The following is a 24,610-nucleotide window of genomic DNA, read 5'->3' as shown; positions in this document are numbered from 1 at the left end:
TCTGACAAACGGCGCTGGGATGAGAATTGGTAGGGCTTAAGGTGAGAAGATCACTTGGACAACAGGTCCGCAGTGCGTTGGGGATAAGGCTGGGGGTGTTCGATCAGCACAAGCCTGTTCCTCTTAAGAGCATGAACTTCAATGTGAACGCGCCTCTTCCGGATACGAGGTCCCAAATTGCTGTCGTAACGCCTTCGTTCAATCAAGCGGAGTTCGTCGCTCAGACCGTTGAGAGCGTTCTCTCGCAGAACGAGAAGCTGCTGGAGTATGTCGTACAAGACGGGGGCTCTACAGATAACACAGCGGACGTCTTGCAAAAATATGCAGGGCAGCTGAGATTTTTCTCGGAAAAAGACGAAGGACAGGCTGACGCTATCAACAAAGGGTTCTCAAAAACGAAAGCTCCAATAATGGGCTGGCTCAACTCGGATGACCTGTTGCTACCAGGTGCATTGCAACGAGTCGCTGCGACATTTGCAGCCAATCCTGATGCCGACGTCTTGTATGGCAACCGTCTCCTAATCGATGAGCACAACAACGTTATTGGAGAATGGGTTCTTCCTTATCACGATGAGATTGTAATGCGCCACGTCAACTACATCCCGCAAGAGACACTATTTTGGAGGCGCAGGGCGTGGGAACGGGCTGGCGGGAACATAGACGTCAATTTTGATTTCGCTTTGGACTGGGAATTTATCCTGCGCCTTTGCAGGACAGGCAGTCGTTTCATTCATGTACCGGAATTTTTGGGTGCTTTCCGCTGTCACGAGATGCAGAAGACAGCCACAAACTTTCAGACACGAGGCCGGCAGGAAATTGCGAATTTGCGCAGGATGTATCGTGCAGGTGGGTCGTTCAAAAATGGAATTGCACACGCGCGCTTTCTTGCGGCACATCGCCTTGCACATTCGAAAGCCTGCAAGCCTGTTTTCACGAGCGTAGACCGATGAAAAGTCCGCTCGTAACAATTGCTGTCCCTTCCTACAATCAAGGAAAATTCCTCGACGCTGCGCTGGAGTCTATCTTTGCTCAAGGCGTTCCCGTGGAAGTCTTCGTCATGGATGGTGGTTCGACTGATGGTACGCTAGAGGTCATACAGAAGTGGGAACCATTTCTCGCTGGGTGGCGAAGCCATCCAGATGCCGGCCAAAGTGCAGCCATCAATGAGGGAATAGCCCTGGGCAGTGCGCCTTACGTGACTTGGCTTAACAGTGATGACTATTATCTGCCGGACGGCCTTAAAGCGCTGCTTAGGGCGCTCGAGCAAGCACATGAGGCACCAGTTGCATATGGTCAGGCCTTCCATGAGAAGACCGAGAGCGGCATTCGGAAGCCTGTGTGGGTACAGCCGTTTTCTGCCAAAGCGTTGGCTATACGGTGTATCATATGTCAGCCGGCAACTCTTATTCGACGCACCGCGTGGCAGGCCGTTAACGGAGTTAATGAATCACTGCATATGGTGATGGACTACGATCTTTGGTGGAAGTTATATCGCCATGCAGGGGAATTCGTGTTTCTAGAAAAACCAGTTGCGATTAACCGGGATCACGCATGTACAAAAACTAATATAAATAGGAAGGCTCACTATTCGGAAGCTATTTCAATAGTTCGTTTTTATAATGGGCATGTACCAATAAAATGGTATATATATCAACCGTATTCTGTTTGGTGGAAATCGTTAATTAAATATTTACGTACATTGTCGTTTTAATGTTCAGGTGACATCGAAAACTAGGTTTTGTTTGCTATGTACATTTCCCATCTCCAGCGTCTCGAAGCCGAATCGATCCATGTGATGCGGGAAGTGGTCGCGACGTTCTCCAAGCCGGTGATGCTCTACTCCATCGGCAAGGATTCGTCAGTGATGATGCACTTGGCGATGAAAGCATTTTATCCCCGCAAGCCGCCCTTCCCCTTCCTGCATGTCGATACAACCTGGAAATTCCGCGAGATGATCAAGTTTCGCGACGAGATCACGCAGCGCCTCGGCATCGATCTCCTCGTCCACCAGAACCCGGACGGGATCGCACAAGGCATCAATCCCTTCACCCATGGCTCCAGCCTGCACACCCATATCTGGAAGACGCTCGGGCTGCGGCAGGCGCTCGATCTGCATGGTTTCGATGCCGCTTTCGGCGGGGCGCGGCGCGACGAGGAAAAGTCACGCGCGAAGGAGCGCATCTTCTCCTTCCGCAATGCCCAGCACGCCTGGGACCCGAAGGCGCAACGGCCGGAAATGTGGAAGACCTACAATACCCGCATCGCGCGGGGGGAAACGATCCGCGTCTTTCCGATCTCAAACTGGACGGAAGCCGATATCTGGCAATACATCCAGCAGGAGGCGATCCCGATTGTCCCGCTTTATTTTGCCGCCCCTCGCCCGGTCGTCAAGCGCGACGGCACGCTGATCATGGTCGATGACGAACGGATGCCGCTTCGCGTAGACGAGGTAGCCGAGGAAAGACTCGTCCGCTTCCGCACGCTCGGGTGCTACCCGTTGACGGGTGCGATCGAATCCGCCGCAGACACGCTGGATGCCGTTGTCCGTGAGGTGCTCGGAGCGCGCAATTCCGAACGCCAGGGACGGCTGATCGACAGCGACGAAGCCGGATCGATGGAGAAAAAGAAGAAGGAAGGGTATTTCTGATGGCAACCGACGTGTCCCAGGCGCCTGTGGCCAGCCAGAACTCCCTTCTCCGTTTCCTGACCTGTGGTTCGGTGGATGACGGAAAATCCACGCTGATCGGTCGTCTTCTCTTCGACACGAAGATGATCTTCGACGATCAGATGACATCGCTCGAGCGCGACTCCACGCGCTTTGGTACCACCGGCGGCGATATCGACTTCGCGCTTCTGGTGGATGGTCTGGAGGCCGAGCGGGAACAGGGCATCACCATCGACGTCGCCTATCGTTTCTTTGCGACCGACCGGCGGAAGTTCATCGTTGCCGATACGCCCGGGCACGAAGAATACACCCGCAATATGGCAACGGGCGCCTCGACAGCGGATTTGGCGGTGGTTCTCGTCGATGCTCGCCAAGGCATTCTTTCCCAGACACGACGGCACAGCTTCATCGCGTCGCTCCTCGGCATCCGTCACGTCATCCTGGCCGTCAACAAGATCGACCTCGCGGACTTCAATGAGGCGGTCTTTTCCGCCATCGTCAGCGACTATCTCTCTTTCGCGCAAGATCTCGGTCTCAAAAGCATTTGCCCGATCCCAATCTCCGCCCGCTTCGGCGACAATGTCTGCACACGCTCTGCCCGAATGCCCTGGTACCACGGCAAGACGCTGATCGAAGAGCTAGAAACGGTCGAAACCGCCAGTGACCTTGCCACAAGACCGTTCCGTTTTCCGGTTCAGCTCATCGCGCGGCCGGACGATAGTTTCCGGGGTCTTTCTGGCGAGATTGCATCTGGCACGATCCGGACGGGCGAGGCCGTGGTGATGGCGAAGTCGGGACAGGCCAGTCGCGTGCAGAGGATCGTCACCATGGACGACGATCTTGCCGCTGCCGAGGCCGGCCAGGCAGTGACGCTGATGCTGGAGGACGAGGTGGATGCCTCGCGCGGCGATATCCTCTCGCCGCCGGACAACCGCCCGACCGTTGCCGACCATTTCCAGGCCAAGCTGATCTGGTTCGATGCGAACCCGCTGATGCCGGGGCGCTCCTACATCCTTCGCACGGAAAACCATTCGACGAATGCGACGGTGACAACCCTGAAATATCAGGTGAACATCAACACCTTCAGCCATGAGGCGTCGAAGATCCTGCAGATGAACGAGATCGGGGTCTGCAACATCTCCACACAGGCGCCGATCGCCTTTGACCCCTACAGCGACAACCGCATTACCGGCAACTTCATCCTGATCGACCGGATGAGCAATGCCACCGTCGCCGCAGGAATGATCGACCATCCACTGCGCCGGGCCCTCAACGTGCATTGGCAGTCGCTGTCGGTCGACAAGAAGGTTCGCTCGGAACTCAAGGCACAAAGGCCTGCGGTGCTTTGGTTCACCGGGCTCTCGGGCGCCGGCAAGTCGACGATTGCCAACGCCCTTGAGAAAATGCTGACGGCAGAAGGCCGGCATACCTATATGCTTGATGGCGATAACCTGCGCCATGGCCTCAACCGCGACCTTGGTTTCACCGCAGAAGATCGGGTTGAAAACATCCGCCGGACGGCGGAAGTCGCAAAGCTGATGGCCGATGCCGGCCTGATCGTGCTGGTCTGCCTAATCTCGCCGTTTAGGGCCGACCGCGAAACCGCCCGCGCCATGATGCCGGACGGAGAATTCATCGAGATCTTCATCGACACACCCATTAACGTCTGCGCAGAGCGCGACCCGAAGGGCCTCTACAAGAAGGCCTTTGCCGGACAGCTAGCCAACTTTACCGGCGTCAGCTCACCCTACGAGGCACCGGACAATCCCGAACTACGCCTGGATACGACTGCCGAGGCACCCGAGGACCTGGCGGCGCAGGTCGCGGTCTTCCTGGCCGAGCGTCAGTAATCATCGCGTGAGGTGCAAGGGTTCGGCGAACGCATTTCGGGTGTCGAGTGCCAACGTGAATTGGAAACAGTGCTGACATTGACATCTAATGTGTTTGATGTGCTTGATAACGGCTATACTTAAAACGTTCGGAAAGGCTCCGATGCGATCATTTGAGACTGCCTTCCCTCGTCCTTTGCTCGATACCTATCAAGCGGGAGTTATGTCATACAAGTACAAAGGGATAAGTTGCCTTAAGAGCCCTATAGACATAGCAATATATATGCAGCTAATATGGCAAATGAAGCCAAACTCACTATTTGAAATAGGCTCCAATTCTGGCGGAAGCGCGCTTTTATTCTCAGATATATTAAATAATATGGGATGTACCCATACGCCGCTTATCTCGATAGATATAAATGTTCCCCAAATTATACACGATCCTCGTATTCGTTTCATCAAAGGAAATATCCTTGAACTCGAACATTTATTTACAGCCGAAGACCTACACCAGTTGCCTCATCCCTGGCTGGTTATCGAGGATTCCGCGCACAGCCATGCTGCATGTACAGCAGCGCTAAGCTTTTTTTCAAAAGCTATGAAGCCAAATGACGTATTAGTTATCGAAGATGGAGTTCTTGACGACCTCGGGTGGAGTGACCTTTATAACGGAGGTCCTAATAAAGCCATTGCCGACTTCTTTACTGAGAATCCGAACAGCTTCGAATGTCTGAGTAACCTTTGTGACTTATTTGGAACAAACGCAACGTACAATCCGAATGGATATCTTCGCAAACTATAGGTTACAAATGTTTATCAACAAACCCAGCGTTTGCTGCTATAATAAGCTCGTTATATGCACAAACAATATGGTAAAGTGAGCTACCAGGAGCAGGCTCTTTTACCCAGTTTCCCTCCGGGTCCAGTTTGTCTCTCCAAGTGAAGATGCCATCTGACTTATTGAGATACTGGCGCAGCCCCAAGTAGGAGAGCTTGACTTCCTCCGCCTCTACCGGATCGGATTTTCGGAGGTAACGAACGAGCGCAACCTTCATTCTCTCGGTCTGCGGCCAAAGACGCGCTGTTGCATTCCTGATCTTTCCGTCAGTATAAACCTCATTAACTGCGACGTTTCGCGATCGGTCAATCCCCCAGGTGCGGCCAAAGTGAGTCAACATATCAGCTGTATGAAGAGAATCAGAAGAAAATCGTGCCTTTTCAAGCAGCCAAGCCCATTCAAAGCAATGACCCGGCTCAACGATACTACCTTTATCACCATCTACCGGACAAAGCGATCTATCGAAATACTCCAGCAAACCACCCGATTTCTGGTCGACAAAAAAATTCTCGCAAAGACCGACTATGTCTTCAGCTAGGGCAAGAAACCTTTCTCGACCAGAAACATTATGGAGGGCTATAAATGCCTCAAGAAGATGCATATGTGGATTTTGAAGCCGAATTCCCGCCGGGGTTATTTCACCTTCAAAGAAGCCACCTTCGGGCAATTGCCACTCGCGCTGGAGCGTGTCCGTTAGATCAGCGGCGATGTCGATAAGTTCGTTCCGCTGCAGCACATCTGCTGCGTGGGCTAGCATGAACAGCATAAACGCCTGATCATAGAGATCTACTCTTGGATCCGCGATTTGGCCATCGCACGTTAAACTATGCACGAACAGGCCGTTGGATCGGCGTGCGCGGCGAAGAAGAATGTCGAGCGTTTCTTCAACGAGGGACCTCCAAGGTCCTTCCCAGCCCAACCGACCGGCCATACACACTGAATAAATATGTCTTCCCTGAACAAAGGTACGGCGATTACAAGATTCGACTGAACCAGTATAACTCAACTTTTCCGCAAACATCCCATGGCTGCGCCCTACTTCGGTCCAAAAGTTGGCTGCGCCAAACAGCCAAGAACGCGCCTCCCCTGCAAGTTCAATGATTCCTGAATCGATATCGCCAAATTCGCCTCTATTAGACATCCCGATTTCCAACACCGTCAATAAATTTCATGCCTCAGCATAGCCCGTCGGTAAAAAGATACTCAATCACTCTTTATTGTGGTCTACTAGCTCCGGTATAGCCTTAGATAAGATCGAAACTACCGCCGGTAACGTGTAATTAGAAGATATAAATTCGTGGCTCGCTCCTACGAGCCGGACAACCTTGTCATCGCGCTGGGATAGAGACCAAACTTGCTCAGCAAACTCGGTCGGTTCATCAGCAACCGCCACTAAATTCTGAGCATCGGGGATACCCTGTACGCCCACCGATGTGGTGACCACCGGCACCCCCTTCGCCATCGCTTCGATGACTTTGCCCTTTACCCCACCTCCATACCTCAAGGGAGCTACTGCTACGGCGCATTCGCTATACAAGCGATCGAGCGTCTCGTCTGCGACCCTTCCCAAAATTTCTATATCGCTGCCTTCCAGGGAGAGCACTTCATCAGGAGGATTGGAACCAACAACCTTCAGTATGAAGGGCCCTTTCGAACGCAAAAGTGGCCAGACATCCTCAGCAAACCACTTTAGTCCATCAGTATTCGGCGTATGCGCGAACCCACCTACAAACAATATGGTAAACTTATCGCGAATTTGCATGAATCGAGAAAAATCATTCTGCAGTTCAGTCGGCTCGAAGATGTTCATCGGGATCGCGTATCCGATGCTTTTATCCCCAATTTCGGAACGAACTAACTCTACCTCTTCAGATGAAGGATACAGAAAAACGTCTACGTCTGCACATAGAGCGAGTTCATCGCGCCTCATTGCCAGGATGCTTTCCTCAAGCTCCGCGGAGGGATTCAATTTATAATGCGACTCCATTCGAGCAAAATGTAGATCGTGCCCGTAATAGAGCGTTAATGCCCCCCTATCCTTGACATCTTGGATGTATTTTTTTGCGACGTGAGGCCGGCTAAGTAATACGTATTGAAATTTCCGGCCATCCTCATTCATCCAAACGCCGAAAGCATTCTGGTATTCGGGGCCATAAATAACCTCAACGCCCATCTGCTGCAGCCGCGGCGTATATATGTCGTCAAACCAGAGGTTATCCGACCAAAAAGTGACCTGGAAGCCCCTGCTTATGAACATCCTGATATAATGAAACATCGTCCTAGAACCGGCATCGTGCTCCCATTGGGGAACGTAATGATCTATAATAAGAATATGCGGACGATCTTTTGATCTATCGCGGGCATACGCTACCATTGTCCCATTTTCGAAGTGGTTCTCATCGAGTGTAACTGACCACCTAGATTTGAATATCTGTTGATTTCTTAATTGATAAGCTTTGATCCCAGAATTCAAATCACGCCCATGACTCCGGCCTTCGTGATGCACCAATTCCGATTGCGGTTGATAAATCACGCGATAGCCTGCATGTCGAACTCGAAACGCAAGATCGGAATCCTCGCAGTAGGCAGGGGAGTAGACGGGATCGAATCCGCCAAGCGTACGCCAGAGATCAGCAGGGATAGCAAGCGAAGCTCCGGAACAATAGTCAACTTCGCGAAGATAATTGAACTCGGCCTTGCCAGGATTTTGATCGCGGCCGAAGTTCCATGCGCTACCATCTCTCCAAAAAATTCCACCAGCTTCTTGAAGAGAACCGTCCCAGTTGAGCAGTTTTGAACCGACCATGCCGACGTTCTCGTGTAGCGAGAACGTATCAACAATAAATTTTAGCCATCCTGGAAGTATGATGGTATCATTATTTAATAAACATATAACTTTACCTGAAGAGTGACTAGCCGCAATATTACAATTTTTGAGAAAACCTACATTCTCATCTTGGCGCATATACCTAACTATTCCTCCAAGATCGGCGAACAAGTGAGTAATTCCGTCAGTAGAGCAATCATCGGCAACGATTATCTCATAGTTAGAATCAACTTCTAACTCCAGAACTGATATAATACAAACTATGGTATCAACGAAATTGTTGAATACAGGTATAATTATTGACGTAACTGTTTCGCCCGCTCCAATAATATTCTGCCTGTTGCTCAAAAATCGAGCTCTATCAACCAAAACTTTTAGAGTATCTGACGTCTTTAAATCCGATTCCCTGTCTTTATATTTTGCTACAACAGAAAAAAGATATGAGACGAGGGGTATATAACGCTCGCCAAAGCGATTAAGTATGTGGTCCCTTAGTTTCTGTGGAAGCCAATAATCATCAAGCGGTGTGGGTGGCCAAAGAACGCCACCACCGGATCCGTCGAATTCTTGGGACAAATCAAGGGCGGGTAGAGCATACTCGGTTCGAGCGTCCACCATTAACTCCATCAATGAGACTTGTCTCCTTCCGTCTGTATCTAATGCAGATGAAAGGTGGATCATATCAGCATTGACAGCTCGCCCCTCTCTATGTCCATGCATAACGTAATGAACAAGCGGATTTATGCCAGATTCCGCAACGTCTAGATGAGTATTAAGATAGTATTTCGTCGAGAAAAATGCGTTAGGATCTCTACCTTCGTTTGCTCCATACCTGATAAAATGTACCAGAGGATTCATGCGGGCTCTTAACACATCCCGATTCTGGTTTAAGTACCAATCATTGTCAAACCAAGGATGAGGTGACCGGCCCTCCCGCCACCCGTTCTGCAGATAGTGCACGAGCGGGTTTACGCTAGTTCCGTCGATATCGGGATTGCTCTCGAGATAGTAGACAGCGTCGAACAAAGGATGAGGCGAGAAGTGCCAAAGAGACCTATTGCGTAGGTACTCGACCAAAGAAAACGGCAGGGGAAAACGAGCTCCCCACTTCTGTTCAATCCATTCCGATAAAATGAGAGGAGATGGTAGGCGCCCTTCTGCCTGTCCATGTTGTATGTAGTGGGAAATCGGACTAATCCCGCTGTTAGCAACGTCTGGGTTACTCGAGAGGTAATAGTCCGCATCGAATAAGGGATGAGGCGAAATATGGCCTCGGTCTGAACTCCTAAGGTAGGCTAAAAGCGGATTCGTACCATTGAGTATATGAGGATAGCGCTGCGCTACCCATTTTCCCTTGAAGAGGGAATGAGGGTCTCTTCCCTCCTTGAGACCATAGTTTTTAAAATGAGACCATGCTTGGTCTAGCGATAGACCATCATCTTGCTCTGCATACCATTCGGCGTCGAACAAACCTATATTCTTTAAAATTGCAAAGTCTGACCTGAGTGGTTTTAGCGAAAGGATTTGAATGTCCTGAAACGAATCCTTTGCAAGTTCTTTACGAACGAAAGAGGATGACAGTTTTGACTCATTTTGAATATTTATGCGAAGCTCATAAAGCGATTGCTTTCGCTTGACAATCTCCGCTTTCTGCCTAATTCCCCTGATTGCAAAAGCAGCAGCTCTTCCTACTTCTGCCTCAGATTGTGCTACGGAAAGTTGATCCAACGTCTCGCGCAATGCACTCTTTAGAGCAACAAGCGAATCCGCTTTCTCGGACGATATCCTGCGCTCAGACGCTAGCTTGACTTCGAAAGCGGCCAAATCTTTAATGTATTCTTGGACCTTTAACTCTAGTGCGCGGGTATTTTGCATATTAGCAGACGCACCAGTCTCAGCGCGCGTCAATGCTTCAGTCATTTCAGATATTGATGCATTGCTTTCGATTAATTGTCGCCGTGTCGAGGCTAATTCCGCTTTCGCGCTTTCAAGCAGTTCATCCTTCGCGAAAAGGCGCCGTTCCGTGGCGTCTAACTGGGACCGAACCTGATCCACGGATTCTTGCGCTTCGATAATTCGAGCATGAAGGACAGAAAGTTCAGCATCTCTCTTCTGTCTAAGTGTGGTCGCTTCACGAAGCGCTTGACCAATTTCCTCAAGCGTTCCGAGCTCTACTGGCCTGTCCAGTAGTCGCTGTACAAGCTCCGAAAGAACCTCAATACGAGCTCGTTCCTCGGCTGCTGCCGTGGCCTCCAGTCTGTTTTCAGTATCGTTCAGCTTCCTTGTCACATCCCACAGACGGGCGATCTCGCCCTCCCGCACCGATGAGAGTTGTTGCGCATGCGCTAGGGAAACTTTCAGCCCCTCGACTTCTGAGGCCCGTTGGACGCTCTGACCACGCAAATCGTCAATTTGACGCTCAAGATCAGCAACTTGCGCACGAAGCTCCTCATCTTCATTGTGAAGGTTCGAAGCCCACGCCATTATTTTGCTATGTTCGTTCCACAGATCTTCTTCCGTCCGAAATAGCGATGATCTGGATACAGGATGAACAATCGGCTTGTTTGAACAAAAGGCAAGGCAGAACTCGGGCTCCAAAATCGGCTTAATTCCGGCCATAACCGAATTATTGTGATCTGACCTAGACGAACCGTCAGTATATGCTCGATAACTCGACTCATTTGACTGCGCCATTTTAGTGAGCGGCCCAATGAGGGAGACAAGAGACATAGACTGTCCCATAATTTCAACATTCGAAAAATGCGAATTCAGAAAAACAGAGAATTCATCTAATTCAAACTCTTTTATGTGGTACTGATTAATAGCTTTATATTTATTATAGACAAGGCGGTTTGGTGTTGAGATGATCAACAGTCCATCAGGCTTTAGTACCCTTATGGCTTCCGACAGAAGCAAATCTTGTTCGCTAATGTGTTCGACGATTTCGAGTGCGACGACCACATCGAACGTGTCCTGCGCAAACGGCAAGTATCGGCAATCCGCTCGTTGAAACCTGATTTTGTCAGGTTTTCCGTATTTTTTCTGAGCTGCTTTGACGCTTTCGGCATCCAAATCAATGCCAATAACTAAGTCCGCATTCTCCCCGAGAATGGCGGTTCCGTATCCTTCTCCAGAGGCCAGGTCTAGAACTGTTCTACCATTTACGTATTCCTGGCAGAGGCCATAACGGTGAAGGTGCTCATGCGCCGTTTTCCCACGCATCTTTGGATCGAAACGTTCAATATCTGACATGCGGACTCAACCTCGCACAGAAATCAATTAGACAGGCAGCTTCCTCGGAACCTTTATCCCGTCGCGGCTCCCACCCAGGAGGCATCCCAAAATAGCTAGCCCTCAGTGGGTAAACTTCCTCGCGCCCTGAAGTAAGAAGTTGGTGCAACTGGTACCCTAACATACGCGTTGCAAATGCATTAGTGCTTTGCTTTTCAAAGAACTAAGATCCTCTTTATCGAATAGAAGACCCCGGATTCCGGCTCGTTCGGCGGCTGCGATGTCACTTTCCTTGTCGCCAATTAGAATGCTTCTTTCCCTGAGAATCGGCCATTCATCGAAAGCTCTAAGCAGCATCCCAGGATTTGGCTTGCGATCGGGGTGATCCGGATGGCGAAAGGCCGCAACTTTTGCTGACGGATGAAAGGGACAAGCGTAGAATGCATCTATGAAGGCCCCGTGTCGGTTCAGGCTTTCATTCATCGCCTCATGAAAGATCTCGACGTCATTCATTCCATAAAATCCATGTGCGACGCCCGCCTGATTAGTAACAACGATAACCAGGGCGCCCATGTCGTTAGCACTCCGAATTAGATCGACGGCACCTTTTACAAACAGGAGATCTTGAGGTTTATGGGTGTAGCCATAGTCCTCATTGATGACACCATCACGATCGAGAAAGAGGGCTGGGCGGTACCGTTTCTGCGGCAGTGTATTACGAGCAAATTCTAGCGTTTCTGGAAGGCCAATATCAATAAAGTATCCAGGAAATTCGTGCCCCATTATCCGACGTTGATCAGCGAGCTTCGGGTACACGTCACTCTCAATGGAACACGGAACATTGTTAATGAACGTGAGCACATCTTTGCGGAAGACTCCTGCTCCGGCATTAATGAGAGCTCCACCGTGAATCGGCTGCTCCTTTTCTCGAAAACCAGTCAAATAGCCATTCTCCAGCACTACAGCACCGTAGCGACCACTATCTGGCTCATGACGCAGCGCCATAACTCCGAGTGCGTCTGACTTTTTAAGAAGGATCCTATCTAGTTGACGTACATTCACATCAAAGAATGTGTCGCCATTCGCCAAAAGAAATACCTCCTGCAAGGCATCTGCTGCGTTCAGCAAAGCCCCCCCGGTTCCAGCTGGCGTCGTCTCTTGTATTACTCTAACAGCCGCGCCACAGACGTGTTTCCCGTGATACCGGCCTATAAATTGTTCTCCCAAATGCCCCGCAAGCAGAAGTATTTCGTCGAAGCTTTGTCGAGCGATGTTGAAGATAACGTGGTCGAGAAACAGCGAGTTGTCATCAATTCGCATTAGCGGTTTGGGTGTATTCTTAGTCAGGTCACCCAGACGCGTACCTTTTCCGCCGACTAGAATAACGGCCTGTCGAGCGCTTTGCAAAACGGTATTCAAAGAGTCTGCCTCCATGAGCAGACGCCTTCCGCCGTGAATACCACAGGGAGCAACTGACCGGGTTCCTTGCGAAGTGCATTCATAACACGATAGCGCTCAGATGGGCTGGCAATAATAGATACAAATCCACCACCACCGGCACCGGAGACTTTACCCGCCAAGCCTCCATTTTCCAGCGCAAGGTCGAGAATCCTATCAATTTCAGCGTTCGATACGGCTGTCGCGGTTTGCTTCTTCGCCAACCACCCTCGCGCCATAATTTCAGCAATACGATCAAGCCGTCCCGTGAGCAAAGCTTCCTTCATTTCCAGTGCCTCGTTCTTTAGCGATAACATAGCCTCAACAGACGTGGCATTGCGCTCTTTCAATTGTCCTTGTTGAGCCTCGATGATCAACGATGAACTGCGGGAGCGACCGGTATAGTAAAGGACGAACGAGGCCTCCAGTTCTTGGATCGTACTGGCCTTCATTCTCAAAGGATTTATGATGGTCTGATTGCCGCTATTAAACTCCATAAAATTAAAGCCTCCGAATGCAGCGGCATACTGATCCTGCCTGCCGCCTGCAACTTTGAGGTCCTCACGCTCGATTTCAAATGCAAGACGCGCAATATCGTACTCACCAAGCGGCAAACTCAAATAATGCCGGAACGCCTCAACAAGCGCCACTACAAGAGTTGACGACCCTCCCATACCTGACCCGGCGGGGACGTCCACTGTCGTGCGTATCGTCAATGGCAACGGCTTGCCAGCATTGAATTCGCGGATGATGCGGTTGTAAACCCCGCAATGAAGTATTGTTCCCGGATTGAGAGGAACAGTCGCGATTGCGTCGGTTTCAAACCTCTCGCCCTGCTCTGCTGCTTCAAAAACGAGTTTACCGTCAGAGTTGGGTGCAAGATGGACATAGGCATACAGACTAACGGTGGCATTCATGACATAGCCACCATGTTCGTCGCAAAACGGCGAGAGGTCTGTTCCGCCGCCGGCTAAGCCTAACCGCAGGGGCGCCCTCGCTCTAATTCCACCGCTCAACATCGCTGCCTTCTCCAACTCCACACTTCGCGCATACAACGCGGAATAGCCGATGTTGGCCTACATGTCAGTACCGGATCAATATTGCTCAATAGCGCACTAATGGAGAAAATCAGTAAGCGCACATTTCCCTGCACGTTGACGCGTGTCGTTTGACCGGCGTGGCTGTCACGCGTTTGTCTGGGATCAGGCGGTAGCGGTCCTGGCGAAGTTGAATGGCAGCAGGTCGGAGATGTCGGCATCCGATGTGCGTTGCGGCAATTCGCTGAGGATGTGGCGCAAGTAAGCCAAGGGTTCGATACCGCAGGCGCGGCAGGTCAGCATGATGCTGTAGACGACGGCACTGGCCTTGGCTCCGTCCGCAGTATCGCTGAACAGCCAGGATTTTCTTCCAGTGGCAAAAATCCTGATATCACGTTCCAGCAGGTTGTTGTCGATCGGCATCCTGCCGTCTTGGGTGTAGCGCGTCAGGTATTCCCACTGGTTCAGGGTGTAGGATACGGCATCGCCGATCTTGCTGTCGGGCAGGACCTTTGGCGCGATGTCATCGAGCCATGCTTTTAGGGCAATCAGGATGGGGACGCTGTGCTGCTGGCGGAAACGGCGAATGCAGTCGGCTTGCGTTTCGTAAGCTTCCGCCTTTTCTCCTCTGGCTTGGCTTTCGATACGGTAGAGCTGCTCGAAGAACGTCAGCGCCTGCTCCGGTGGTCCGCCGCCTTTCTTCCTTGTCTTCAGGGCATCGACGAAGCGACGCCTGGAATGGGCCATGCATCCCAGATGCGTTGCCCCTTCCAACGTTCGCCAGGCGGTGTAGCCATCGCTCATCAATATGCCGCGGTAGTCGCCGAGGAAGGCCTGCGGATAAATCTGGCCGCGGCCGGGTTGGTAGTCGAGAAGCACGATCGGTTCATTGCTATCCTCGCTGCTCCGATACGCCCACATATAGGATGTGCTGGTGGCCTCCCTGTCCTTTTCCTTCAGGACCTGGACCGTCGTCTCGTCGCCATGGATGAGCGGCTGCGCCCTCAGCCGCAGCTTCAGCGCATCGTAGATGCGGGAGAGATGCCTCTCGCTCGATCCGATCACCCAGTGCCCGAGAGCGCCGCGGCTGATGGGAACGCCGGCGCGCTCGAAAGCCTGCGCCAGACGGTAGAGCGGTGTGCCATCGACGTATTTGTGGACCAGTGCAAATGCCAGTGTCGAGGCCGTGGCGATACTGCCGGGCAGAGGCTGGGCGGGCATTGGCGCAAGGACAACAGGCGTATTGATACCGGTCCGGTCGCAATAGCGGCAGGCATATTTGAACCGCACATTCTGCAGGACCTTGGCCTTCACCTCGATGTGGAGCTGCTCGGTAACAGCCTCGCCCATGCGATGCATCTGGTGGCGGCAACAAGGGCAGCCCTTCTGATCATCGGCAAGGTCATATTCGACGCGCTCGCGCGGCAAGTGTTCCGGCAGGGGCTTGCGGCCGCGCTTCTTGCCCTGCGTTTTCTCGGTCGCCGGAAAGCCAGTGTCCGGCAGGTCGATGAGATCGCCGTCTTCGTCACCAGCGTCCTCTTCATCGGCAACCTGCTCGGCTTCATCGAAGAGGCGGTCCACGTGCTTTTCACTTTTCGGCGCAAAACGATGAAGCCGCGCCAGCACCAACTCTTCCTCGAGTTTGACCACGCGTTCCGTGAGCTGACGGTTTTCCGCCTGTAGCGCGGCAATGCGCGCCATCAACTCCTCAACAGTGGGTTCGCCGGGTCGGATCATCAGATTCTTGAATCTGAACCGTTTCCCTCCGTCAACCGAAGACGTTCAGAGCCGTCACCCGGCGATCTGGTATTGCCGAACCGGATGACGGACTATCGCATCAATATCGATGCCGTCGAGAATCCAGTGCAATTGCTCAGTCGAAAGCGACACCACCGCAGTTTCTCGGCGTGGCCATCGGAATCTGTCCTCGGTCAATCGTTTCAGGACCATCACAAAACCGCACCGATCGAAGAACAACAGCTTCATCCGGTCGCGGCGACGATTGCAAAAGGCAAAAACCGCAGGCGCAAACGGATCGAGCTCCATCGTCTCCTGCACCAGAACAGCAAGGCTGTTGATGCCGGCGCGAAAGTCGATCGGTTCGCGGTGCAGGTAGACCTTGAGATCAGCGCCCAGTCTGAACATGGCCAAGCGCTCCGATGATTGCCGTCAACGCATCCACATCCCCACATTCCAGCGAAAGCTTCACGCCGTTCGGCAGCAACGCCCTGATCTTGGAAGAACCACAAGGTCCTGCTGTCCGCCCCAGTGATGCCGGTTGGCTTTCACCTCGTGCGACCTCCACATCCAGTGAGCGGGTCTCATCAGGCCGGCCACAGTCGGCCGCTATGACCGGGATAAACGCCGATCGTGATGATACCGTCGGCAACCCGGATTCCCTGGCATCTTTGACCCACTTGCGCAGAACGTTCGCGTTGACCCATGGGCAAGCGCAAGGCCTGATATCGAAACGCCAGGCTCAAGGCAGGCCGCTACAAGCCGTGCCTTTGATGCTGGATCATAGCGGCGGCGCCCATCACGCCCCACAAGCCGCACACGCAGTGTCTGCTCTTCATCACTCATATTTGGCGTCCACCTATTTCAAGTGGACACTTCATGCGGCAGAGGCGTCCGTCGTAAAAGGTGCGCCGAAATTAGCGCTTACGAAAATCACGGTTGACAGCACTACCAGAACCATACTCAAACGTGAGCGCTACGAACGCCGCACCTTCCGTTGATGGTACATTTCAGGTCAGAGCCACCTTGGTTGATGATAGCGTCCGTCAAGTTGGTGTAATTTTGGGTGTGGGACCGGGCCGTCATGATCAGGCGGCTTTCGGTGTAATCTGAAGTGTCTTTTCCTCCTCGATTGTTTGTGTGTTGAGCTCTGCCATGCCTCGATCTGCATGTAGCGGCGCTGAAGCTGCCATTCCTCGTTGGCCTCGAGGAGGACCGCTTCGATGAGCCGGACAATGCTGTCTTCGTTGGGAAAGATGCCAACGACATCAGCGCGGCGCTTCACTTGCTTGTTCAAGCGCTCCAGAGGGTTCGTGCTGTGGAGCTTGGTGCGATGTTGGGACGGGAACGCCATAAGGCAAGCACGTCAACCTCTGCATTGTCCATGAATGTCCCCAGTTTTGGTCATCTGGCGCGGAGCTGGTCGGCGACATGCCGCCAGGTCCGAACGGCTCCTTTATGGTCGGGCTGGAGGAAGGCTGGGCGGATCGCGGCTGCCACCATGGTCTGCTGACCTTTGGGCACATAGGCAAGCGCATTGCGCATGGCGTGAACCCGACATCTCTGCCATGTTGCGCCGAACACATGGGTGATGGCAGCCTTCAATCCTTCATGAGCATCGGAGATGACGAGCTTGACGCCGGTCAGCCCTCGGCGCACCAGCTCACGCAGGAGCGAGGTCCAGAACGGTTCGGCTTCGGAAGGGCCAGTATGCAGGCCGACGATTTCCGGCTTGCCGTCCGTGTCGATAGCTACCGCGATTATTGCGCGACCGCCATCGCTGGAAAGATGGTGATCCATTTCCGCGTCCTGCGAAAGATGGTTGGATTTTTGAACATCAATCAAGTGCGCTCGGAATGCCCGAGCCGAATGCAGATACGACGGCTCACGTCAGTAGATTTGTAATCCGGCGGATATCTTGCTCCGACAATCCGGTAAAGCAAGGCAGACCTATAATCCGGCTGGCGACGTCGTCGCTTGCGGTCAACACGTCCTTTCGCAGATGCGCATATGCGGGGTGAGCAGATAGTCCCGCACCATACCAGTTCCGAATGTCGATGCCCTTTTCGGTGAGCCGCGCACGCAATATTGCGGCATGAGCGGCAGTTCTGGCCTCAGCAAGAACATAGCAGGAGGAGATATCGGGCGCGGTCCAAAGTCGTACACCACTAGCCTGCTGGGTAGCGGAATAGGCCATCGCAACGGCCGCCCACCGGTCAAGTTTGTTGGCAAAGTTATCCAGTTCTGCCAGTGCGACAGCCGCGGTGTATTCACTCATTTTCCCGTTCAGCCCCGCGGTCTGCGCTTCGCGCGATCCCAAAAAGCCGTTATTGAGCACTTTATATGTCTCTTCTACCAAGGCGCTGTTCCGCGACAGCACTAACCCGCCTTCGCCGCACCCAAAGCTCTTGGTCGCATGCAGGCTCACGGCGAGCGGAATTGTGTCGGGCAGACTGGCCCCCGACCGAAGCAGTTGGTCAAGACAGGCTGCTGCATCAATCACAACCGGAATTCCGGTGTCTGCATGAAACGCCTGCCAGCCCGGCAGATCAATACTTCGGCCATAAGGTGCAACCGGCAGCACAAGGCCAACCTCGGACAGTCGCGGATGGCGGAGCAGCGCCGCAGGATCCACCGCCCAACTGATGGGATCAACATCAACAACATGGCATTCATAGCCGCAGGAGAGGGCCGCGCCCGCAGTTGCCACAAAGGTGTAGGCCGGAAGCAAACAGAGATGACCGAGATGCCCTGACAAGTTGCGCGCGGCGCGTATGAGCCCGACAAGCGCCATCGTGCCGGTGCTGCACGAGATTACATTGGCTTTGCGCAGGCCCAACCGCGCTGCCATTCGCGCTTCGAACTGGTCGACCAGTGGACCATGGTTGGAGTAAATTTGTGCCTCGTCAATCTGGCGCAGATATGGTACCAAGTACTCGGTACGCGGTAACGCTGGCCGGGCAACAGGGATCCGATCCTCATAGGCTGTGCAAGAAGTGGCCGGGCTCTTTGAACTGAGCATGGAAGGAATACCCGCGTTGGACGTCATTCTGTTCGGGGTCGGCCAGATCGCTGAGGTTATGGCGCACTACATTCAAGAAGACCCGAATCTCAATCTGGTAGGCTTTACTGTAGATCGAGAGTATCTGCCACCGACTGGTGAATTCAAGGGGTTGCCTGTGGCCGCTTGGGATAATGTGACCCGCTCATTTCCTCCTGATCACGTTCGGCTTTTGGGACCTGTCAGCTATCGCGGCAACAACAAGTTTCGTCGCGATCGCCACTTTGAGGCCAAGGATCTAGGCTATCAATTTGTGACCTACATCCATCCATCATCACATGTCGGCGGGGCAGAGATTGGCGAGAACACTGTCATTCTTGAAGATTGTACCGTGCAGCCCTATGCCCGGCTGGGTGCGGGAACGATCTTGTGGAGCAAGGTTCATATTGGTCACCACGCCACGGTCGGAGATTTTTGCTTTTTCGCATCGTTCTGCGGCATTGCCGGCAATGCCCGAGTCGGCGATTGTACCTTCTTTGGTGGCCAAACGGGTCTTGCTGATAATCTAAGCGTTGGCTCTGGTTGTATCGTGGGCGCGGGAACCAATTTGACCGAAAGCCTGCCTGATGGTGCGCTTGCAGTGACGCGCGGCGTGCGGGTCGTGGCGAATGGGGCACGGCGCTTTGCACGTACGCTGCTTGGCTGATGATTAAAGCGCGCGATACGAAAACCATCGCTGTCATGCAGCCCTACTTCTTTCCCTATGGCGGCTACTATCGCCTGATGGCGGCGGCCGATGTGTTCGTTATCCTGGACTGCGTGCAGTTTCCCCGCCGCGGCCGAGTCCACCGTTCGGCTTTGCCCGGGTTCGGGCGGTGGATCACGCTGCCGTTGGACCCGGCACCGCGCGACAGCTGCATTAACGAAATGCGCTTTGCCGCCGATGCACCCGAACGTCTTCGCCTGCAACTCAACAAGCTGCCGATTTCAATGCGATGTGATACAATATTGCGCCAACAGGTGGTCAGCCTTTTGAACGCACCCGATGGACTTTTGGTGCCGTTTCTTGAACGATCGCTTTGCATGGTGGCCGGGGCCTTGGGCTTGGCTTGTCAGATTGTTCGGAGCAGTGATCTGAGTCTGCCTGCATCCCTTGGTGGTCAGGAACGGATCATTGAAATTGTTCGTAAGCACGGCGGCAATCGCTATATCAATGCACCGGGCGGAAGAGCGCTATACGACTCTTCTGTCTTTCTGCGTGCTGGCATTGATTTGGATTTCCTGACGGACTACCGCGGTGCCTACTCATGCCTTCTGTCGGCACTGTTTGAGGCAGACGCTGCCGAATTGCGTAAAGACATTGTGGCAGGATACACTATCCAGCAGGAGACGAAAGAGACGTTGACAAACAGGAGATGTAGCTGTGGCCAGCAAAAGTACCTATAGCGACGCAACTTGTGAACTCCTTGGAGCATACCCGGCCTTCGTCGATCCGCTCAACCATTTGCCGTTGCGTCTGTCCGCAGATGGGGCATTTTGGGAGGAGCCGTCTAGCAGAGCGATTTATCTTGTACAGAGTGGGATCACCGATCTGCGGCATCCGCGCATGCCTCGCGAAGAGCCGCAAGTGTCCCGCTTCGATCGGCCACTACCCGCCGTGGCCGAGGCACATCTTAACTGGACCTTTCATGCGTTTGGCGGAGATGAGACAGAGCTGCGCTCTCACGTCATCGATAAGCTGGATTTAAAACCAGACTCGGTCGTGCTCGACAATGGCTGCGGAACCGGTGCCACGACACGGCTGTTGCAGGATCGTTTGCCGCAGGGCGTGCTCTGCAATGGCGACATTTCGATGGATCTGCTGCGTTACGCAGCAGATCGGATAGCTGCAAAAAGCGACGGCGCAACTTGCCGGATGGTCTGGTGCGGCGCGAATGCCTTGCATCTTCCCTTTGCCGACAACAGTTTTGACGCTGTGGTATGTTTGGGCGGCTTCAACCAGTTTGGCGATGCGCCCCGAGCCGTCGCCGAGATGACCCGCGTCACCCGCAGTGGTGGCCGCGTTGTGATTGCAGACGAGGGTCTTGCGCCCTGGCTTCGGCACACGCTGACCGGAAAAATGGTGCTGAACGACAATCCACTCATGGCCCATGAGCCGCCGTTGGCCCACTTGCCCGAGGTTGCGCTGGAGGTCCGGCTCGAATGGCTGCTTGGCCATGCCTTCTATTGCCTAGACTACAGGGTCGGCGACGCCCCCCCCGCCATTGATGTGGACCTGCACCATGTTGGGTTGCGTGGGGGATCTATGCGCAGCAGGTACGAAGCGGCCATCTTTACCCGCACAGCAGAGGATGTGGTGTGACAGACGTGGGCATAGGTCATGGCAAAGTGTTCTGTCTGGGCTTTCCAAAGACAGGAACCACTTCACTTGAAGTGGCGCTGCAAAGGTTGGGCTATAAAGTCTGCCGGGGCGCATCAAGCAACAATCACAGCAACTTCCTTATGGCCTTGCAGGTGCATGGGGATACCAACGAAATTGCCCGCGTAATTGCGCATTTCGACGCCTTCGCTGATATGCCATGGGGGGGGACGAACCTATATCTCTGGCTTTCGCAACGCTATCCTGATGCGCGCTTTCTGCACACTTCTCGTGATCCAGCGAAATGGTATCGATCGATCCTGAACCAACTGGAAAAGGCGGGCGGTGGTTCTGACGCTTCACTCGATATGGTCCACGCATCTGGCGGATATGGCTCAACGATGATCGTGCGCCGGGTCTGGGGCATCGAAGATATTGTAGCTCAGAAGGAGGAGGCTCTGAGGTTCTACCAGGACCTCAATGCCGCAATCCTATCGCACTTTGCCCGGAATGACAACTTTTTGTCTCTTGACTTGACGCAGTCGCCAAGCTGGGAGGCGTTGTGCGCATTTTTGGGCCGGCCGGTGCCCAATCAGCCATTCCCACACGAAAATCCAGGATACGCAGTTGCCGCGTCTTCCGGAAAGGCTGCCGGCTGATTCCATGCTCTATTCAGATGAATCAACTGTTTGCACTGCTGAAGGTTTATTGCCAGCATGGTTCATCGTCACCAGTCACGGGTGGAGCGCAAGCCATTGGTTGGCTTATAATCTTGCACGCCATCCGCAGATTGCCTGCCTTCATTCCAGCGCTGCCTGCCCGGCTGATCAGGACGAGCCATATGACGTCACTGATCTGATTGCACGCAACGATTTCGCGCGGGTGTTTGAGTTGGTTGCGGGCTTTCGGTCAGGCTATGCTGACCGGGGAACCAGGCGCCCGGCCGACCTTTACCGCCCGATGGAGGTGCAGAGCACCGCGCGCCTGATCGGTTCGGTGCACACGTTCCGACTTCGGGACCTTCCGGCTATGACAGTCGATCTCTCGCCCCCGGACCGACGATTGACGATCGTGAATCTGATCCGGCACCCGGTGAACCTTGTCAACTCGGGCGCAGGCCAGTTTGAACTCACCTTCCGCCTCGACTTAAACGAGCTGCAATGGGTGACTCGGCGTATTGTTGACACCGGATTGAAAGCGTTTGAACGCATTGCCGCCCGCCACAAGTTGTATCCCGGCGATCTGGAGGTGCTCAGCTTTTTCGGAGCCTGCGCCACCCTGCAAGGACTTGCTGCGGACTTTACCGCACGGGACAGACTATTGGCACAGCCATCGGCAAACTATGCAGGCTTTGTTCGGCAGGAAGACATCACGCGTGACCCTACCGAGTTCCATGACCTTGTTGATCGACTGAGTTGCGGCTCAGTCGATTGTCCGCCGGACTACCTGCAAGCGGTCTTTGCCGACCGGCGGCGCAATACGCACAATTCTCGCGCCCTGCCAAGAGCAGCCAGTGCCTTGTTCCAGGCCTGGTTGCCGTGGCAGCAAGAGGCCTTTGCTTTTTGCCTTGATCACTTTGGTCTACGGCCACTCTATGAGGCCGAAGGCTACGATCTGAGCATGGTTCCGCCTGGGCTGGAGACCGCATGAAGATTGTTGCCAATATTCAGGTCGGCAATGAAGCTGACCTGATTGACCACCACATTGCTTATCATCTGGCTCTGGGCATTGATGGCTTTGTCATTGCCGATTTGGACTCTACTGACGGCACGTCAGAACGTTTGGACCGCTACCGCAATGACCCGCGTTTCGTCATCCGCCACTACACGATGGACAAGCTTATCACTGCGTCCGGCCCAAAAACCGCAGAGGTTGGGCAGTGGATGTTGCAGACTGCCCGGGATCATTTCGCGCCAGATTGGGTCGTACGGCTGGATGCGGATGAATTCCTTTACCCGGCGCGCAGTCTGGCTAGTGCAGTTCTGGCCTTGGGCGTTGATGCCTCATTCAAAATCACTCGACGCAACGCTGTCTTTGGTAAAGGCCAGCCGATCCCACCGATCCCCACGACGAAAGACAAGCTTGCAGAATTTTCGATCGTCGCGCATCCGGTCAAGGTATCTGATGTGGATTATCGGGCCGATGACAGTCTGCCGCTGATCCTAACCGAGGTGGGCCCCAAAGTCATAGTTCGCCCTGACTTGGTGGCAGCTTATACCACAGGGGGCCATGCCACGATTGACGCGCATGGTAAGACGCAAGCTGCGTCTGCTGCGGACGGGCTACTCCTGGTACATTTCTGGTTCTCCACAGCCGAGCGTTTTGTCCGAAAGGCACGTTTCACGGCATTTGTGAAACATTTGCTTCGCGAACATCCGAAGGCCTCAAGAGGCTGGCAATGGACACGCTGGGCGGAAATAGCGGGCGCTGGTGACCCAGAGAGCACAGCCGAAATCTTGTGGGAATATCACCGCCAATTCCTTAGCGCCGAAACGTTGGGTCAATTGCGGCAACTGGGTCACGTTTGCCGCGTTTCAGAGTATTGGGAGACGTAATGAGTGTGGCATTGCGATCATCTTGGCAGCGTCAGGGGCAAATTCTTGCCCCGGTCGATTTGCAAGGGATCCGCTTGATACAAACACCGACTGCATGGCTATTGCCAAACGGGCTTTTGCGGCTTGCGATGGCTTGCCGGAACGGCGCCAATGTTTCTGTCATGTTCATCATGGATTGTGACCCAGCGCAGGGAATGAAGATTGTGCGGCCGCCAAAGGAAGACGACGCTGCTTTGCACGCCTTGGCATCGGGCGACCTGTCGGGCCTTGGTCCCTGCGATGCGCTTTGGGATGGGGGCGAGTTGGTTCTAGTCACTTCGTCCCTAAGGCGCAAAGGCCGTATCTATGACGCAGCGATCGAGGTCATGACAAGCACAGACAGCGGCGCAACCTTTACTAAACCGCGGACTATCCTGACTTCGGCCAGTAACGGCGGCTATCCAGTCACACTCCCCTGTATCCGGAAACTGCAGGACGGGCGTTGGCGCATGTGGTTCACGGCTTTCACGCAATGGTTCCTAGAGGTTCAACCTCACCCGGATGCCCGCTATTGTATACGGTCTGCCAGTTCGTCAGATGGTTTGACGTGGACGGTTGATCCCGACCCAGCCCTCCTTTGGACATCTGGCGAGGCCGGTCTGGCACGGCCATCGGTACAGGAAACGGGTGGCCAATTCGAGATGTGGTTCAGCGCCCGTGGTCCCTATGTGGAGGACAATCCGGAATTGCGCCGATACCGGCTGTGCTACGCGAGGTCGGCGGATGGTTTTGTTTGGCAACGGCATGATGATCAGCAGGCTTTCAGCAACCCGCCGGTTGCTGGAGATTGGGATGATCAGATGCAATGCTATCCGTTTGTTCTGCCTCTGGCAGATGGCAGGCAGTTGATGTTCTATTGCGGAAACGGCTATGGACAGTCCGGAATTGGCTGGGCTGTGCGCGGTGAGCCACTGCACTGAACAAGAGATTCTTATGCACCGTCCAACCGGAAGTGAGGAGCCTCGAGCATGGCGAATGGCTCGCTCTCCTTCTTGAGCGCGAGGCCACCACGCGCCGCGGGACTGTCAGGAATTTTCGTGTACGGGCGTGCGGTT

At 53.6% G+C, this 24,610-nt stretch carries 19 protein-coding genes and 2 pseudogenes; 12 read left to right on the top strand and 9 right to left on the bottom strand.

Translation table 11 applies throughout. The features are described from left to right. The first annotated feature begins 95 nt into the window (after nucleotides 1-95). The 5 genes from G6N78_RS17970 to G6N78_RS17950 all read left to right on the top strand — a co-directional run bounded on the left by G6N78_RS17970 (nucleotide 96) and on the right by G6N78_RS17950 (nucleotide 5,296). On the top strand, nucleotides 96-950 hold the full coding sequence (locus tag G6N78_RS17970; protein ID WP_234905987.1) for a glycosyltransferase family 2 protein: 855 nt from the start codon (nucleotides 96-98) through the stop codon (nucleotides 948-950). Beyond that, on the top strand, nucleotides 947-1,711 hold the full coding sequence (locus tag G6N78_RS17965) for a glycosyltransferase family 2 protein (protein WP_165222030.1): 765 nt from the start codon (nucleotides 947-949) through the stop codon (nucleotides 1,709-1,711). Before G6N78_RS17970 ends, G6N78_RS17965 begins: the two co-directional genes overlap by 4 nt. A 36-nt stretch (nucleotides 1,712-1,747) precedes the next feature. After that, nucleotides 1,748-2,647, top strand: a complete 900-nt coding sequence (gene cysD / locus G6N78_RS17960) for a sulfate adenylyltransferase subunit CysD (protein ID WP_165222027.1) — start codon at nucleotides 1,748-1,750, stop codon at nucleotides 2,645-2,647. Beyond that, nucleotides 2,647-4,515, top strand: a complete 1,869-nt coding sequence (cysN, locus tag G6N78_RS17955) for a sulfate adenylyltransferase subunit CysN (protein ID WP_165222024.1) — start codon at nucleotides 2,647-2,649, stop codon at nucleotides 4,513-4,515. Before cysD ends, cysN begins: the two co-directional genes overlap by 1 nt. A gap of 142 nt (nucleotides 4,516-4,657) precedes the next feature. Further along, a complete protein-coding gene (locus G6N78_RS17950) occupies nucleotides 4,658-5,296 on the top strand; it encodes a CmcI family methyltransferase (RefSeq protein WP_165222021.1) in 639 nt (212 codons plus the stop codon). A 1-nt stretch (nucleotide 5,297) separates the two neighbouring features. Here the strand turns inward: G6N78_RS17950 and G6N78_RS17945 are convergent, their stop codons facing one another. From G6N78_RS17945 to G6N78_RS17905, 9 genes and pseudogenes are all read right to left on the bottom strand, one after another. Further along, on the bottom strand, nucleotides 5,298-6,473 hold the full coding sequence (locus tag G6N78_RS17945; RefSeq protein ID WP_165222018.1) for an AGE family epimerase/isomerase: 1,176 nt from the start codon (nucleotides 6,471-6,473) through the stop codon (nucleotides 5,298-5,300). Nucleotides 6,474-6,539: 66 nt separating this feature from the next. Next, nucleotides 6,540-11,411: a glycosyltransferase gene (locus G6N78_RS17940; RefSeq protein WP_165222015.1), complete on the bottom strand. Its 4,872-nt coding sequence runs from the start codon at nucleotides 11,409-11,411 to the stop codon at nucleotides 6,540-6,542. 156 nt (nucleotides 11,412-11,567) lie between these two features. Next, on the bottom strand, nucleotides 11,568-12,809 hold the full coding sequence (locus tag G6N78_RS17935; RefSeq protein ID WP_234905986.1) for an HAD-IIIA family hydrolase: 1,242 nt from the start codon (nucleotides 12,807-12,809) through the stop codon (nucleotides 11,568-11,570). Continuing rightward, on the bottom strand, nucleotides 12,806-13,846 hold the full coding sequence (locus G6N78_RS17930; protein ID WP_165222009.1) for a GHMP family kinase ATP-binding protein: 1,041 nt from the start codon (nucleotides 13,844-13,846) through the stop codon (nucleotides 12,806-12,808). Before G6N78_RS17930 ends, G6N78_RS17935 begins: the two co-directional genes overlap by 4 nt. Nucleotides 13,847-14,029: 183 nt before the next feature. Continuing rightward, the gene (tnpC, locus tag G6N78_RS17925) at nucleotides 14,030-15,601 is read right to left on the bottom strand and encodes an IS66 family transposase (RefSeq protein WP_165222006.1); all 1,572 of its coding nucleotides are present in this window, start codon (nucleotides 15,599-15,601) and stop codon (nucleotides 14,030-14,032) included. A gap of 54 nt (nucleotides 15,602-15,655) precedes the next feature. Beyond that, nucleotides 15,656-16,009, bottom strand: coding sequence for an IS66 family insertion sequence element accessory protein TnpB (tnpB, locus tag G6N78_RS17920; protein ID WP_165222003.1), 354 nt, complete (start codon nucleotides 16,007-16,009; stop codon nucleotides 15,656-15,658). Beyond that, nucleotides 15,990-16,447, bottom strand: a pseudogene (gene tnpA / locus G6N78_RS25810) (IS66-like element accessory protein TnpA). Before tnpA ends, tnpB begins: the two are co-directional and overlap by 20 nt. Before the next feature lie 242 nt (nucleotides 16,448-16,689). After that, nucleotides 16,690-17,368, bottom strand: a pseudogene (locus G6N78_RS17910) (IS256 family transposase); the annotation flags it as partial. Between the two features lie 118 nt (nucleotides 17,369-17,486). Then, a complete protein-coding gene (locus G6N78_RS17905) occupies nucleotides 17,487-18,623 on the bottom strand; it encodes a DegT/DnrJ/EryC1/StrS family aminotransferase (RefSeq protein WP_165222000.1) in 1,137 nt (378 codons plus the stop codon). Between the two features lie 16 nt (nucleotides 18,624-18,639). On the opposite strand from G6N78_RS17905, the gene G6N78_RS25805 reads away from it, so the two are divergent. Genes G6N78_RS25805 through G6N78_RS17870 form a run of 7 tightly spaced genes read left to right on the top strand, consistent with a single transcriptional unit; the run spans nucleotide 18,640 to nucleotide 24,475 of the window. After that, the gene (locus G6N78_RS25805) at nucleotides 18,640-19,308 is read left to right on the top strand and encodes an acetyltransferase (RefSeq protein WP_234905985.1); all 669 of its coding nucleotides are present in this window, start codon (nucleotides 18,640-18,642) and stop codon (nucleotides 19,306-19,308) included. Beyond that, the gene (locus G6N78_RS17895) at nucleotides 19,308-20,048 is read left to right on the top strand and encodes a WbqC family protein (RefSeq protein ID WP_165221997.1); all 741 of its coding nucleotides are present in this window, start codon (nucleotides 19,308-19,310) and stop codon (nucleotides 20,046-20,048) included. The genes G6N78_RS25805 and G6N78_RS17895 overlap by 1 nt, the downstream gene beginning before the upstream one ends. Next, entirely contained in the window at nucleotides 20,026-20,964 is a 939-nt protein-coding gene (locus G6N78_RS17890) for a class I SAM-dependent methyltransferase (RefSeq protein ID WP_165221994.1), read from the top strand. Before G6N78_RS17895 ends, G6N78_RS17890 begins: the two co-directional genes overlap by 23 nt. Beyond that, nucleotides 20,961-21,620 (top strand): sulfotransferase family protein, encoded by a 660-nt coding sequence (locus G6N78_RS17885; protein ID WP_165221991.1) that lies wholly within the window; start codon nucleotides 20,961-20,963, stop codon nucleotides 21,618-21,620. Before G6N78_RS17890 ends, G6N78_RS17885 begins: the two co-directional genes overlap by 4 nt. Next, nucleotides 21,589-22,611, top strand: coding sequence for a hypothetical protein (locus G6N78_RS17880; protein WP_234905984.1), 1,023 nt, complete (start codon nucleotides 21,589-21,591; stop codon nucleotides 22,609-22,611). The genes G6N78_RS17885 and G6N78_RS17880 overlap by 32 nt, the downstream gene beginning before the upstream one ends. Further along, a complete protein-coding gene (locus G6N78_RS17875) occupies nucleotides 22,608-23,516 on the top strand; it encodes a glycosyltransferase family 2 protein (protein ID WP_165221988.1) in 909 nt (302 codons plus the stop codon). The genes G6N78_RS17880 and G6N78_RS17875 overlap by 4 nt, the downstream gene beginning before the upstream one ends. Further along, entirely contained in the window at nucleotides 23,516-24,475 is a 960-nt protein-coding gene (locus G6N78_RS17870; protein WP_234905983.1) for a glycoside hydrolase family protein, read from the top strand. The genes G6N78_RS17875 and G6N78_RS17870 overlap by 1 nt, the downstream gene beginning before the upstream one ends. Nucleotides 24,476-24,610: the final 135 nt, after the last annotated feature.

This window comes from Allorhizobium pseudoryzae, from assembly GCF_011046245.1.
GTDB classification, from domain to species: domain Bacteria; phylum Pseudomonadota; class Alphaproteobacteria; order Rhizobiales; family Rhizobiaceae; genus Neorhizobium; species Neorhizobium pseudoryzae.
Note: the sequence above shows the minus strand (reverse complement) of the source record. Positions and strands in the feature narration are given on the sequence as shown.

Excerpts from the sequence above, each read along its gene's own strand:
- G6N78_RS17965 (WP_165222030.1), top strand. The coding sequence starts at position 947 with ATGAAAAGTCCGCTCGTAACAATTGCTGTCCCTTCCTACAATCAAGGA.
- cysD (WP_165222027.1), top strand. The coding sequence starts at position 1,748 with ATGTACATTTCCCATCTCCAGCGTCTCGAAGCCGAATCGATCCATGTG.
- cysN (WP_165222024.1), top strand. The coding sequence starts at position 2,647 with ATGGCAACCGACGTGTCCCAGGCGCCTGTGGCCAGCCAGAACTCCCTT.
- G6N78_RS17950 (WP_165222021.1), top strand. The coding sequence starts at position 4,658 with ATGCGATCATTTGAGACTGCCTTCCCTCGTCCTTTGCTCGATACCTAT.
- G6N78_RS17945 (WP_165222018.1), bottom strand. The coding sequence starts at position 6,473 with ATGTCTAATAGAGGCGAATTTGGCGATATCGATTCAGGAATCATTGAA.
- G6N78_RS17940 (WP_165222015.1), bottom strand. The coding sequence starts at position 11,411 with ATGTCAGATATTGAACGTTTCGATCCAAAGATGCGTGGGAAAACGGCG.
- G6N78_RS17930 (WP_165222009.1), bottom strand. The coding sequence starts at position 13,846 with ATGTTGAGCGGTGGAATTAGAGCGAGGGCGCCCCTGCGGTTAGGCTTA.
- tnpC (WP_165222006.1), bottom strand. The coding sequence starts at position 15,601 with ATGATCCGACCCGGCGAACCCACTGTTGAGGAGTTGATGGCGCGCATT.
- tnpB (WP_165222003.1), bottom strand. The coding sequence starts at position 16,009 with ATGTTCAGACTGGGCGCTGATCTCAAGGTCTACCTGCACCGCGAACCG.
- G6N78_RS17905 (WP_165222000.1), bottom strand. The coding sequence starts at position 18,623 with ATGCTCAGTTCAAAGAGCCCGGCCACTTCTTGCACAGCCTATGAGGAT.
- G6N78_RS17895 (WP_165221997.1), top strand. The coding sequence starts at position 19,308 with ATGATTAAAGCGCGCGATACGAAAACCATCGCTGTCATGCAGCCCTAC.
- G6N78_RS17875 (WP_165221988.1), top strand. The coding sequence starts at position 22,608 with ATGAAGATTGTTGCCAATATTCAGGTCGGCAATGAAGCTGACCTGATT.
- G6N78_RS17870 (WP_234905983.1), top strand. The coding sequence starts at position 23,516 with ATGAGTGTGGCATTGCGATCATCTTGGCAGCGTCAGGGGCAAATTCTT.